The following is a 13,260-nucleotide window of genomic DNA, read 5'->3' on the forward strand; positions in this document are numbered from 1 at the left end:
GATTGAGCTGAACAGGGGCAGGTGCTTGAAAAACCAGGAACTGACGCTGCTGTACGTCTTTGATGCCATCATGACGGAAGGGTCCATTACCCGGGCGGCGGAGCGGCTGAACATGACCCAGCCGGCAGTCTCCAATGCGGTCTCCCGCATGCGCCATGCCTGGAAGGACCCGGTGTTCGTCAAGAAGGGGCGGCAGATCGAGCCCACCTCTTACGCGCTCAGCCTGTGGGACCAGGTGCGGGGCCCCATGCATGAGCTGTCACGGGCAGTCACGACGACAGGGTTTGATCCGGCCACCTCCCGGCGCAAGTTTCGCATCGCCCTGGCGGACATGATGCTGGACCTGTTGTGGCCACCGCTGGTGAGCAAGCTGGAGCAGGATGCCCCCGGTATTGACCTGCATGCGGTGCCCTATACCCTCGGCGGCGCCCACATGCAGTTGCGGGAAGCCCATGTGGACCTGGCCATAGGGATGCTGACGGAGCATGATCACAGTCTGCGCAGTACCTGGCTGGCGGACAGCGGCTATGTACTTGCCATGCGGGAAGACCACCCCCTGGCGGGGCGGCCCATTACCCTGGAAGAGTTCCTGGATGCCCGGCACCTGCTTATATCCCTGTCCGGGGACACCCACGGGCCGGTGGACTCGGCGTTGGATCGCATGGGGCTGAGCCGTCGGGTGGCGGTGACAGTAAACCACTTTCCCGCCATTCCGGCCTTGCTGCAGACATCCGATCTGATCACCGCGCTGCCGGACGGCATGATGCAGGATGAGCAATTGCGCAAGGGATTATGGCTGACCCGCCTGCCCATCGAGGTGGACCCGATCAGCCTGTACCTGATCTGGCACGCCCGCCACGACCGGGAGCCGGGGCTTATCTGGATGCGTTCGCTGGTGGAATACCTGATTCGTGAGCGGTGGCAGGACCTGGTGAAAGAGATGGAGCCGTAACCCGTTCAGGTTTACTCAATGCATCATTTTAAATGATGTGTCAGATACCGTTAAACAATTTTTTTGTGTTGACCAACTCCCGGATACTGCACCCATCGAGATCAGCGAAGCCCCACGGGCAATGATCTCAGAGGTGTTCAAACCAACTGTATTCGAGGATTTATTTATGTTCGGTATCAATGCAAACCTGAAGAAAACTGTTGCCATCGCTACCATCGCCGTTGCCGGTGTCATGGGTGCGGCCAGCGCCAGTGCCCAGCAGTACTGGATGGAAGAAGTGCTTGAACAGCAGCTGCAGGAAAAAGCCGCCAAGGCAGAGCAGCAAAAACAGGCGTCTGAAACTGCCGACACCAAGGCAGACAAAAAAGCTGACAGCAACGCGTCATGAGTTGCTGAATGGGCCCTGTAGCATCCGCTACCAGGGCCCGGTCATTTCCGCTGTTGAAGGTCGCCCGGTTAAAGGGCCTTCAACCAGCCTTCCATCCTGTTCATGGCCGTCACCATCTTGGGACTGGCCGAAGTGACAAACGCGTCCCCCAGCTCCTGGTCGGCAAACTCCCCCGCCGCCAGTTCCAGCGCCTTGGTCCCGTCGAAGTCCACAAACGCCAGACGCGCGCTCATCTGATCCGGTACAAAACCGAAATCGCTGGCCGGCAGCATGGCCACGCCCGTATCTTCCAGCAGTCGTTTGCAGAAGGCCGCACTGGTCTTGATGTCTTGCCTGGCCAGGGCGTCCTTGTAGGCCGTGAAATCCGGGAACAGATAGAAGGCCCCTTCCGGTTTGCGTACATCCACCTGCATATCCGTCAGCCGGCGATGCACGTACTCACCAATGGCTTTCAGTACCCGGCGGGAGTGCTTCAGGTAGTCGTCGATGTCTTCGCCGCCATTGAAGGCGGTAATGCCGGCGTACTGGATTGGCGCGCTGGTAGACGTAAACGTTTCGCTGGCAATAATCGCCATGGCGTCCTGCAGGGGGCGCAGTTCCGGCGGAAAGATAAACGCCCCCAGGCGCCAGCCACCGGCACCCAGCCATTTACTCATGCCTGTGCTGATGATGGTGCCTTCCGGATAGTAGCGGGCAATGGACTTGTGCCTGCCGTCGAATTGAACCTCACCGTAGATCTCGTCGGACAGCAGAATAATCCGGTACTTGCGGGCCACATTGGCAATGGCCAGCAGCTGATCGTCACTGTAGGTGCAACCGGTGGGGTTGGACGGATAGTTGAGGATCAGAATACGTGGCCGGCTGGGGTCATCGCGGCAGATAATATCCAGTTCGTCAGCAGTCAGCTGCCAGTTGTTTTCGGCGTGGGTCGGCAACCAGTGTACCGACCGACCGATGATGCGGGCTTGCGGCGCGTAGGACACCCAGCTGGGGCGGGGAATCAGCAGGTCGCCGTAGTAGGCCAGCTGCAGGATGAACAGCAGTTCCTTGGAACCTGGGCCGATCAGCACGTCTTCCCAGCTGCAGCGCTGGCGTTCCGCCCGGTTAATGTAGCCGGCGATGGCTTCCCGCAGTCCCTTCAGACCCTTGACTGGCAGATAGTCCTTTTCATGGGCGTGCTCTCTCAGGGCCTCTACCACTCGTGCTGGCACCGGGAAGGGCGACTGCCCCAGGCCAAGCTTGATGATATCCCGGCCCTCGGCCCGTAGCTGGTTGCTCAGTTCGTTGATGCGCAGGGTGGCCGAAGGCTGGATGCCGCGGACGTTAAGATTGATGGCGTAACGGTGTTCGTTCTGGATTTCCATGGGCCTGTCTTTACCGTGGTTTGAGCGTGCGTAACACCCGCAGTATAGGCAGAACCCGATGATGTGTGAGGGAAGTTCCGGTAGGGGATTGCCGAAGCCCAGGGCAGCCCGGGCCAGCGGCACTGGCCGAACAGTAGAGAGGGATCAGCAATTGGTGTTCAGGTCGCGGGTCAGTTCCGCCAGCTGCCGGTTGAAAACCCGGTCGTTCTCGCTGTAGTCCACCGGCACATCCACCAGGTGCACGCCGCCGGCCTTCATGGCCTTTTCCAGGGTCGGTTCCAGCTGTGCGGTCTCAGCGACGTGGTGACCAGTAGCGCCATAGGACTCTGCGTAACGCACAAAATCCGGGTTGCCGTAATCCAGGCCAAAGTTGGTAAAGCCCTCCTGGGCCTGCTTCCACTTGATCATGCCGTAGGCGTTGTCGTTGATGATGAGGATCACCAGGTTCAGCTTCAGGCGCACGGCGGATTCAAGCTCCTGGCTGTTCATCATGAAGCCGCCATCGCCACAGATAGCCATCACCCGCTGGTGCGGATACAGCATGGCCGCCATCATCGCACTGGGAAGGCCGGCGCCCATGGAGGCCAGGGCGTTGTCCAGCAGCACCGTGTTGTTGTCGTAGGCCTTGTAGTTACGGGCGAACCACAGTTTGTACATGCCGTTGTCCAGGGCGATGATGCCGTCTTCCGGCATCACCTTGCGGACGTCATGCACGATGCGCTGGGGGATCACGGGGTAGCCGTCATCTTCGCAGCGATCTTCCAGGTGGGCCTCCAGGGCTTCCTTCACCCGGAGAAACTCGGCGAAGTCATGGCTGGCGCAACGACCGCAGTTGTCCGCGAGCCATTCCACCGAATTGGCAATGTCACCGACCACCTCGTGCTGGGGGAAATACACCGGGTCCACATCCGCGCCGCTGAAATTGACGTGGATAACCTGCTTGCCACCGGGGTGCATGAAGAAAGGAGGTTTCTCCACCACGTCGTGCCCCACGTTGATCACCAGGTCCGCATGGTCAATGGCGCAGTGAATAAAGTCCCCGGCGGAGAGGGCCGCATTGCCCAGGTAGCGGGGATGGCGCTCGTCCACCACACCCTTGCCCATCTGGGTGGTAAAGAAGGGGATGTCGGTGGTGTTGACCAGGTGAATCAGGGCCTGGGACACCCGCTTACGGTTGGCGCCGGCACCAATCATGATCAGCGGGTGCCGGGCAGCGCGGATCATGTCCGCCGCCTTCTGCAGACTCTTCTCGCTGGCGGTGGGGCGACGGGCATCACTGGGGTCGAAGATGTGGGTATCCGGTGCGGCCAGCTCAGCGGCGATGTCTTCCGGCAGTTCCAGGTGGACGGCACCGGGCCGCTCTTCCGCCGCCAGCCGGAAGGCTTCCCGCAGTTTGGCGGGAATGGTATTGGCGTTGCTGATCTGGCGGGTGTACTTGGTCAGGGGCCGCATCAGGTCCACCACGTCCAGGATCTGGAACAACCCCTGCTTGGAGGACTTGATGGGCTTCTGGCCGGAAATCATCATCATCGGCATGGCGCCGAGCTGGGCGTAGGCGGCAGCCGTAACCAGGTTGGTAGCGCCAGGGCCCAGGGTGGAGAGGCATACGCCCACCCGGCCTGTCAGACGGCCGTAGGTGGCAGCCATAAAGCCGGCTGCCTGTTCATGGCGGTTCAGTACCAGTTCAATGGAGGACTCCCGCAGGGCTTCCAGCAGGTCCAGATTCTCTTCCCCCGGAACCCCGAAAATGTAGCGTACGCCCTCGTTCTCCAGGGCCTTCACAAACAACTGGGCGCCGGTCAGTGCGCCGTCAGTACGGGATTCATCGGTCATGGGTTCAGCCTCGCCTTGGTTCCGGAAAATTCGGTGTCGGGGTTTGTGGCAAACCGTCTCAGGCGCCGGGTCAATTACTGGAACCGGTGGGCCTCCAGTTCAATATGCTCCACTTGCTGCCCCAGCATGATGACCCGGCCCAGATAGCGTTCCTCGCCGGTGGTGGTGAAGTCAAACATAAACCGCCGCCATACCCTCAGTCGACCCTGACGGTCCCGCTTGAACCACAGGCCGCGAAGATAGACTGCGTCGTCCAGTAAAAGAACGTCCATGCGCCTGCAGTAGTCGCGGGCCGTAGCCAGCACATAATCTTTTATAGCCTTGGCACGCCACCAGTACCAGATGGCAAAACCGGCCGCGAATAACCAGGTCAGGGTAGATAGTGTCACGAGGGCAATTCCGGTCTTATCAGCTGGCTCAAGGCTACACAGAAACCTTCGTCAATACGAGTGTTCCCCGGGCGCCGAGAGTGCTGCAGCTGGTATTGCGGACATCGGAGTGTGGCAAGTAATGGCTTTGCCGCACCATTAGGCGACATATTTGCAGTATCCGGATAAGGGATTCCTGAGCTTGACTTATGATAAGTGCAACAGAGGTGTATTGATCGGAAAAGGACTGAAGTAATGGATCTCCCGGCAGAAGACCACTTCAGGGCCCTGGTGGAAAGTCATCCCCGGGCAATGATGCTGGCGACGGATGAACCCAGAATTATATACGTCAACCGGATGTTCGAGAGTATTACTGGTTACCGGGAAGCCGAAGTAATCGGTGAAAAGCCTGCGGTGCTTAGCGCAGGGTTCCACGGCCCGGCATTCTATCGGGATATGTGGGCCTCACTCGCCGAGGATGGCCGTTGGGAAGGGGTAATCTGGAACCGGCGCAAGAATGGTGAAACCTACCCTCAGTGGTTGATGATTCACCGGGTCGGTCAACCGGATCAAACGTTTTATGCTGGCATGTTCATGGATATTGGTGCTCTCACCTCGTTTGAGGAACGACTGGCGTCCATGGCTTATTACGACGCACTGACCGAGCTTCCCAACCGCACGCTTTTCCTTGAACTGCTGGAGATGAGGGTCTCCCGTAGCCGTGATCACGACGACCCATTTGGCCTGCTCTTTCTTGACCTGGATTATTTCAAGGATATCAACGATCTGTTCGGCCATTCTGTGGGGGATGAGCTGTTACGGCAGGTTTCCCTCTGTATCCAGGGCGTGGTGAGGAAAGATGATGTGGTTGCCCGACTTTCGGGAGACGAATTTGCTGCGATTGTCGAGCTGGCACCGGGGGTGCCGCAAGAACCTCAGATCCGGCAACTGGCCATTCGTCTGCTCAATGCCTTTCGTGCGCCCTTTCTTGCCGGCGGCAACGAGCATTTCATCTCGGTCTCGGTAGGCGGCGTTCTCTGCCCTGTGGATGGTGCGTCGGCGCTGGACCTGCTGCAGAAAGCCGACAAGGCGATGTACCTTGCCAAGCAGGAAGGGCGTGGGCGGTTCTGTCACTACCAGGCGGAGTTGCTGAATGATCAGGACGAGGGCCAGCGACTGATGAAGGCGTTGGTGACCTCGCTGAAAACCGCTCCCCGGGAATTCAGCGTTGTATATCAGCCACAGTTCGATCTGGCTACCGGGCGGGTGGACGGGCTGGAAGCGCTGATCCGCTGGACGCACCCGGAGTTTGGACCGGTCTCGCCGGCCCGTTTCGTTGCCATGGCGGAATCCAGGGGCATGATTCACCAGCTCACCGAGCACCTTGTCAGGTGCATCCTCCGTGACCTCTGGTCGCTGGAAAAACCGCCTGAGCCCGGGCTCCGTTTTGCCATTAACGTCTCCGCCAGGCAAATTACCGATGCGAGGCTGGATGGTCTGCTTACTCCGCTTTTCGAGCAGATCAGGCGGTTGGGCTGGGAGCCCGAGCTGGAGATTACTGAGACTCACCTGATGAACCTTTCCGAAGAGGCCTTTGAACGCCTGAGAAGCCTGCGGGATGAGGGGGTAAGGATCGCAATTGATGATTTCGGTACCGGCTATTCGTCGCTGGCCTATCTGCATTCTCTGCCAGTCCAGACCATCAAGATCGACCGGCACTTCGTCTCATGCCTGGAAGATACCCTGCCCGTTGAGGACCGGGATCGGGTTATCTCCGCCATCCTGGCGCTTGCAGATGTTTTTGGCCTTGAGGCGATAGCCGAAGGCATAGAGACTCTGCAGCAGAAAAATGCTTTGCTGGCGCTGGCCTGTAAGCGGGGCCAGGGGTACTTCCTTGCCCGTCCGCAGCCATGGAGCTCGGATCTTTTGACACTAAATCAGCAGCGATAACGGCAGAAAAGTGGCGCCGTTCCAGGTTTGCAGGAATTGGCTATTAAGTTATTCCTGAAAGGTTTATAAAGCCCCTGATAACAAGGGGGTTATTTTGGTCGCGGGCAATCTTCAGTATCTGGGTCTGGAACATTACCTGCGTCTCGTCAATGCCGCGCCGCCGGAATGGCTTGCAGGGCTGGCCCATTTCACTGGCGGACCAGATCTGACCCTGTGCACCCGTCCTCAGGGATTTAGTGGCACGCTTTCCTGGTTGACGAGTCCGGCTGTCGGGGTTGCCGTTATCGGGGCCGGAGCGGAAGCAACGCTATACGGAACCAATACTGCGGATCCTGCCACTATTATCGTGCTGAGAGGGCGTGTTTCCCTGAATTGCGGTAACGTCCAAATCGATGCCGGTGCCGGCGATGGGTTCTTTTTGCCCCCCCATGCCAGTGCGACAATCAGTGGAAGCCAGGACCTTCAACTGGTTCTCGCGAGGTTGAGTCAGTGTGGCAATGGGCCATGCAGCGACGAGGCGTCGGTCCTGAGCCCGGATCTGGTCAGTCACATGCTCTGCTATCTGCGGCGCGCGCATTTCTTCCGCAGCCATCAACATGCTCTGGCTGAAACGGATCGCCTTGGGGAAGTGCTCCGGCAATACCTTTGCCAGGCGCCGGAGGTGAGCCCGCTGCACCTCTCTCCCATGCCGGCCGTTGACCGACGGGTTATCCGAATGGTCGAGCTGATTGCCTCCGATGCTGAGCGGGACTTCAATGCCGACCGGATTTCGGCGCTGGCGGGGGTGAGTACGCGAAACCTGTACTATCTGATGAGAAAGCACACCGGCATGAGCCCTTACCAGTTCTTTGTCTCCCGTCGGTTGGTACGAGTACGAAGGGCGCTGCTCGACTGTCAGTGTGACGCGCCGACCGTTTCATGGCATGCACTCAGTGAAGGTTTTTCTCACCTCGGGCGATTTTCCGCTCTGTACCGGAGACATTTTGGTGAGTATCCGCGCCAGACCCTCGAATGGCGAAACCAGGCCCGCGCCAGAGCGGCTGACATACAGCCAGCCGGCTGCTCAGAAAGTCCCCTGATGATGTGTCTCGAAGCCGGTTGAAGGCGGTTCGTGACAGACTGTCATTTCCCGGCAGATCAGCACGTGTAAAATCAGGGGAGATTTTTTTGGAGTGCATGCAAGATGCAATGGATACTCGGGCTGGGTCTGGCGGTGTTGCTGTTTTACCTCCTGAAACAGTGGGGCGCGCTGGACCCGAAACAGAAAAAAGCTGCCACCTGGAAAGTGGTCCTGGGCGTCGCTGGTGCTCTGCTGGTGTTCATGGTGCTCACCGGCCGGGTTCACGTGCTGACGGCGGCGGTGGCAGCCATGCTTCCGTTGCTACGCAAGCTCCCCGCCTTACTGAAATTCATGCCCCATGCCCAGCGAATTTTCGGCGATCGTGAGGGTGCTGGTAATCCGGGCGAAGACACGGGCGGGCATCAGCGCTCAACGGCGACCGCCAGCCAGATGTCAGTGCAGGAGGCCTGCGAGATTCTCAATGTGACGCCTGGCTGTAGCCGTGAAGAAATTGTGACTGCCCACCGCCGGCTTATGCAGAAGCTGCACCCGGACCGTGGCGGCAATGACTATCTCGCTGCCAAGGTCAACGAAGCCAAGTTTGTACTGCTGGGCAAGCGCGGCGTCTGATCCATTACGTTCCCTTCATGGTTTTCCCGTCGGTGGCGACCCTGCCGAGCCTTGGCTAGGTTTAGATGAAAGGCTCGGAATCAGGGATGGTCGTCATGGTGGTGTTTTCCGTAATTTTTGTCTTGCTGGGCCTCGCCTTGCTGGTGGGGGGCGTCTGGCTGCTGACACTGGGTGGCTCTTTCTATTATCTGGTGGCGGGTCTTGTACTGATAACCGTCGGCGGCCTGCTGCCGGTGCGGCGGGTGGCGGCCCAGGGGCTCTATGCCATCTTTCTGGTCGCTACGCTGCTGTGGAGTTTTTGGGAGTCGGGCTATGACTGGTGGCCACTGGCGACCCGCAATGGCTGGTTCCTGCTGCTGGCCATACCCCTACTGATCCCGTCGTCAAAGCGGCATCTTGGGGCCGCAATCACTTTCGGCGGTGTATGGGCCCTGGGTGGCCTGGTGCTTCTTGGCAGTCTGCTGAATGACCCCCATACCGTCGAAGGCGGCCTGGGCGAGCAGGTGGTGAACGAACAGCCGGGCCTGGGGGATAGCCCCGACGCAGACTGGCTCGCCTGGGGGCGGACCAATCTGGGCCAGCGGTATTCGCCCCTCGGGCAGATCACCCCTGATAACGTTGGCCAGCTTAAGGAAGCGTGGCGTTACCAGACCGGTGACACCAAGCAGCCGGACGATACCGGTGAAACCACTTACGAAGCGACCCCCCTGAAGATCGGCAACACCCTTTACCTGTGTACGCCCCACAACTGGCTGGTGGCCCTGGATGCGGACACCGGTGAGGAGCAGTGGGTATACAAGGCTGGTATTGGTCCCAACAGCCAGCGGCAGCATCAGACCTGCCGTGGTGTGTCCTGGCTGGCGCCGGAGGGTGGTGTCGAGAGCGCTCCGGAGGTGCAGAGTATCGGCGGCCCTGCCGAGGACCAGTCACCGGTCAGTTGCGACGCTCACCTCTACCTGCCCACTGCGGATGCGCGCCTGCTGGCCCTGGATCCGGAAACCGGCGCCCCCTGTGAGGGCTTTGCGGAGCAGGGTGAGCTGGACCTGATGCACAACATGCCCTACACCCAGTCCGGTTTCTACTATTCCACGTCACCGCCGGTGGTGGCGAACGGACTGGTTGTCGTCGCGGGCTCGGTGAACGACAACTACGACATCAACTCTCCCTCCGGCGTTATCCGGGCCTACGATGCCCGTACCGGTGCACTGCGCTGGAACTGGGACCCGGCCCATCCGGATCAGACCGATCCCATCGCGGAAGACGAGGTCTACTCCACCAGTTCTCCCAATAGTTGGGCGGTAGCCAGCGCCGATGAGGAACTGGGGCTGATCTATTTCCCCATGGGTAACCGCACGCCGGATCAGCTGGGTATGTACCGTACCGAGAATGAGGAGCGCTTTGCCAGCTCGGTGGTTGCCCTTGAACTGGATACCGGGCAGGTGGCCTGGGTACAGCAGTTTGTCCACCATGACCTGTGGGATATGGACACCCCGGCCCAACCCAGTCTGCTGGACCTGGATACGGACCGGGGCCGTCAGCCTGCGCTGGTTGTGCCCACCAAGCAGGGGGACGTGTATGTACTTAACCGGGAAACCGGCGAGCCGATCATCCCGGTGGAGGAGGTGCCGGCGCCGGAAGGGGCCATAGAGGGTGACTACACCGCGCCCACACAGCCGGTCTCCGGCCTGAATTTCAATCCCGACCCGCTGAGAGAGGCGGATATGTGGGGGGCCACACCGCTGGACCAGCTGGCCTGCCGTATCCGGTTCAGGTCACTGAAGTACGAAGGGCGCTATACGCCGCCCAGTGAGCAGGGCACCATCGTCTACCCGGGCAATTTCGGTGTCTTCAACTGGGGCAGTATCGCGGTAGACCCGAAGCGTCAGGTGATGTTCGGTATGCCCTTGTATATGGCCTTCATCTCTCGCCTGGTCCCCAACGAGGAGGGGAGTGATCCGGACGGCCCGGTCAACCAGGGTGAGCAGGGCCTGAACAGCAACGCAGGCGCGCCATACTCGGTGGAACTGAAACCCCTGATGTCGCCGCTGGATATTCCCTGCCAGCAGCCACCCTGGGGGTATGTGGCGGGTGCGGATCTGCGCACCGGTGAGGTGGTCTGGAAGCGCAAGAATGGTACGGTCGAAGACATGGGCTCCATCCCGGTGCCCCTGAGGCTGGGGGTGCCCGGTATTGGCGGACCCGTGATCACAGAGGGCGGAGTGGTCTTCCTGGCGGCTACGGTGGATGACTATATCCGGGCGTATGACCTGGCCACCGGGGAGCAGCTGTGGCGGGCACGGCTGCCGGCCGGCGGACAGGCCACGCCAATGACCTACCTGAACAGCAACGGGGAACAGATGGTGGTGCAGGTGGCCGGCGGTCACGGTTCCATCGGCACCACCCTGGGGGACTATGTGGTGGCCTGGAAGCTGGGAGATCCCGATAGCGAGTGAGCTGATACAGGCAATGGGAACGAGCCCCGGCGACGCCTGTTCTGGCTCGGCTACGGAATCCGGTATGATGTGGGGTTTCGTGCCAGCCAGAACAAGACCAGGGAGGAAACCCAACCATGCCACACGAGGCTTCTGTCCACCGCCTTTACGGCGTTCCCCATTCGCTCTATACCGGTATTGCCCGCTGCTACCTGAGAACCCAGGGAATTCCATACGTGGAGCTTCCCACTTCCCACCCGGACTTTACCGGTCGCATCATGCCGGCGATCCAGCGCAGTATCATTCCGGTGCTGGAAACAACGGACGGGGAGATCGTCCAGGACAGCCTGGATATCATCGATCATTTCGAGAAGCAGGGTGTGCGCTATGCCGCCTATCCTCAAGGCCTGTTGCAACGCGTACTGGGTGTCATTATCGCGTACTATGGCACCCAGGCCATGCTGCCCCACGCCATGCACTACCGGTGGACCTATCGGGAGCAGCAGGAGGGGTTTCTCCGGGATCAGTTCGCGGCCGGTATTGGCCCCGAAATGGCCGACAGGATCATGTCACGGATGAATTCCTACCTGCCGCAACTGGGTGTTACCGATCACACGATTCCGGAGATTGAAGCCTCCTTCGAACAGCTTCTGGACACCCTGAATACCCACTTCGCCGTGCACCCCTACCTGTTCGGTGGTCGGCCCTCCATCGCCGACTATGGCCTGATCGGCCCCATGTTTGCTCACCTGGGCCGTGACCCGGTGCCGGCCAACCTCATGAAAACCCGGGCACCGAAGGTCTTCCGCTGGGTAGAGCGAATGACAGCGCCGGGCCTGGACACACCGGAATTCCCGGATTACGGGGATGACTTCCTGTCCGGCGACGCCGTTCCGGAAACCCTCGAACCCTTGTTGCAGCAGATTGCGGATGAGATTTTCCCCATGCTGACGGACAAGCTGGCCTTTATGGACGGTTTTATTGCCGAGCACCAGCCGGAAGACGGCCAGCCGGTGTCCCCGAAGCCCCATCAGCGCTATGTTGGCGCAGTGGAAACAGCGTTCAGGGGGGTGCCAGTGCAGGCCGGTGTGCAGCCCTATCTGCTGTATGTATTGCGGAAAGCGGATGACATGCTGGCGGGGAGCCCTGCGCAGGACCAGGCGCGGGTGCGGGAAGCCCTGGCCGCCCGGGGCCTCGCCGGCGCCTTGCCTGGTGACCGGGGGTATACGGTGGACCGGCGCAACCAGATCGAGGTATGGCAGCGCGGCTGACCAGGACGGTCAGTTCAGAGAATATCCACCTTCACAGTGAAGCTCTGGTTATTCCGGCGCTCGCCGCCAACCTGATAGGTAATGCCGGACTGGTCTCCGGTCCGGCTTTCCTCTGTGCCCCCCACTTCAACCCACTCCCCGGGTGCAACCCGGCGCTGGGTCACCACCGCATCGGTTTCGTAACCTGCCATGCCGGAATCCGGCGTGTTCTCGAACGCGGTAATACTGAGCTCGATCTGCTGGTCTGAGATGCGCTGGGGTGTGACGATAAAGCCGCTGCGAATGTCCACCTGCTGGTAGATAGCTGCCGGGTTACGGCCCCCGCGAATGGCCACCGGCAGTGTGCGCACCTGGCCGCCACTGATATGGGCGGACTGACCATCCTGCACCACGATATGCCGTTGCTGGGTGGCCTGGGTGGTGGTCGTGCGGCTCTGGCCTCCAATGGTGACTACATTGCCATGCCCACTGCTCACTCCGCCGCCCTGGCGCTTGCCCATGCTCTGGTCACTGCTGCGAACCGTAATGCGCAGCTGGACCGGGGCGACGTCCATGGTTTCAATCAACTGGCTGATCTCATCGAGCACCGCGGGCTCGCCCCGGGTCACCAGCCGGTTGCCCTGGGCCGCCATGGAAACCTCGCTCTCGGGGTACAGGGCCCGCAGCTGGTCCGCCACCTCTTGTGCTGACCGGTTCTCGAGGGTGAAAGTACGGTTGCCGGGCGCGCCAAGGACCAGGGTTGGCAGCAGGCACAGGGCAAGCAGGGCAGTGATAAGCAGGCGACCAGACACAGGCGACATCGAACACTCCGCAGAAATTTGGCGGTGGCGGTTGCAAACCGGGAAAGTCCAAGAGTATATTGAAAAGCATGAAGACGACTAACGCACCCTGTCAATGTCATGTTATGACACGCCTCGCAAACGCGGCGGCGGGTGCTACCGTGTATTTCTGGTGGTTTTTTGGTTATGGCTTTTATTTTAGCCAGAGCCGAGGCCGCCTGTAGTACACGCAA

At 60.2% G+C, this 13,260-nt stretch carries 11 protein-coding genes; 7 read left to right on the forward strand and 4 right to left on the reverse strand.

Features of this window, described 5'->3' with window-relative positions; all coding sequences use genetic code 11:
* Positions 1-25: 25 nt before the first annotated feature.
* Together ACESMZ_RS01090 and ACESMZ_RS01095 are read left to right on the forward strand one after the other, a co-directional pair.
* A complete protein-coding gene (locus ACESMZ_RS01090) occupies positions 26-952 on the forward strand; it encodes a LysR family transcriptional regulator (RefSeq protein WP_372972082.1) in 927 nt (308 codons plus the stop codon).
* A 37-nt stretch (positions 953-989) separates the two neighbouring features.
* On the forward strand, positions 990-1,340 hold the full coding sequence (locus ACESMZ_RS01095) for a hypothetical protein (RefSeq protein ID WP_372972083.1): 351 nt from the start codon (positions 990-992) through the stop codon (positions 1,338-1,340).
* Between the two features lie 68 nt (positions 1,341-1,408).
* Here ACESMZ_RS01095 and ACESMZ_RS01100 read toward each other — a convergent pair whose 3' ends face one another.
* The 3 genes from ACESMZ_RS01100 to ACESMZ_RS01110 form a co-directional block, all read right to left on the reverse strand.
* Positions 1,409-2,704, reverse strand: a complete 1,296-nt coding sequence (locus ACESMZ_RS01100; RefSeq protein WP_372972084.1) for a pyridoxal phosphate-dependent aminotransferase — start codon at positions 2,702-2,704, stop codon at positions 1,409-1,411.
* Between the two features lie 144 nt (positions 2,705-2,848).
* Positions 2,849-4,537, reverse strand: coding sequence for an acetolactate synthase large subunit (locus ACESMZ_RS01105; RefSeq protein ID WP_372972085.1), 1,689 nt, complete (start codon positions 4,535-4,537; stop codon positions 2,849-2,851).
* A 74-nt stretch (positions 4,538-4,611) separates the two neighbouring features.
* Positions 4,612-4,926: a DUF3301 domain-containing protein gene (locus tag ACESMZ_RS01110; RefSeq protein WP_372956258.1), complete on the reverse strand. Its 315-nt coding sequence runs from the start codon at positions 4,924-4,926 to the stop codon at positions 4,612-4,614.
* 234 nt (positions 4,927-5,160) lie between these two features.
* Here ACESMZ_RS01110 and ACESMZ_RS01115 point away from each other — a divergent pair, with 234 nt between their 5' ends.
* The 5 genes from ACESMZ_RS01115 (at position 5,161) to ACESMZ_RS01135 (ending at position 12,248) form a co-directional block, all read left to right on the forward strand.
* Entirely contained in the window at positions 5,161-6,855 is a 1,695-nt protein-coding gene (locus ACESMZ_RS01115) for a putative bifunctional diguanylate cyclase/phosphodiesterase (protein WP_372972086.1), read from the forward strand.
* 94 nt (positions 6,856-6,949) lie between these two features.
* Positions 6,950-7,957 carry an AraC family transcriptional regulator gene (locus tag ACESMZ_RS01120; protein ID WP_372972087.1) on the forward strand — a complete coding sequence of 336 codons (1,008 nt, stop codon included), beginning with the start codon at positions 6,950-6,952 and terminating at the stop codon, positions 7,955-7,957.
* A gap of 81 nt (positions 7,958-8,038) precedes the next feature.
* Entirely contained in the window at positions 8,039-8,545 is a 507-nt protein-coding gene (locus ACESMZ_RS01125) for a DnaJ domain-containing protein (RefSeq protein WP_372972088.1), read from the forward strand.
* A gap of 95 nt (positions 8,546-8,640) precedes the next feature.
* On the forward strand, positions 8,641-10,998 hold the full coding sequence (locus tag ACESMZ_RS01130; protein WP_372972089.1) for a glucose/quinate/shikimate family membrane-bound PQQ-dependent dehydrogenase: 2,358 nt from the start codon (positions 8,641-8,643) through the stop codon (positions 10,996-10,998).
* A gap of 116 nt (positions 10,999-11,114) precedes the next feature.
* Positions 11,115-12,248, forward strand: coding sequence for a glutathione S-transferase family protein (locus ACESMZ_RS01135; RefSeq protein WP_372972090.1), 1,134 nt, complete (start codon positions 11,115-11,117; stop codon positions 12,246-12,248).
* A 14-nt stretch (positions 12,249-12,262) separates the two neighbouring features.
* Here ACESMZ_RS01135 and ACESMZ_RS01140 read toward each other — a convergent pair whose 3' ends face one another.
* A complete protein-coding gene (locus ACESMZ_RS01140) occupies positions 12,263-13,048 on the reverse strand; it encodes a secretin N-terminal domain-containing protein (protein ID WP_372972091.1) in 786 nt (261 codons plus the stop codon).
* Positions 13,049-13,260: the final 212 nt, after the last annotated feature.

The sequence above is a fragment of the Marinobacter sp. genome (genome assembly GCF_041690615.1).
Taxonomy (GTDB): domain Bacteria; phylum Pseudomonadota; class Gammaproteobacteria; order Pseudomonadales; family Oleiphilaceae; genus Marinobacter.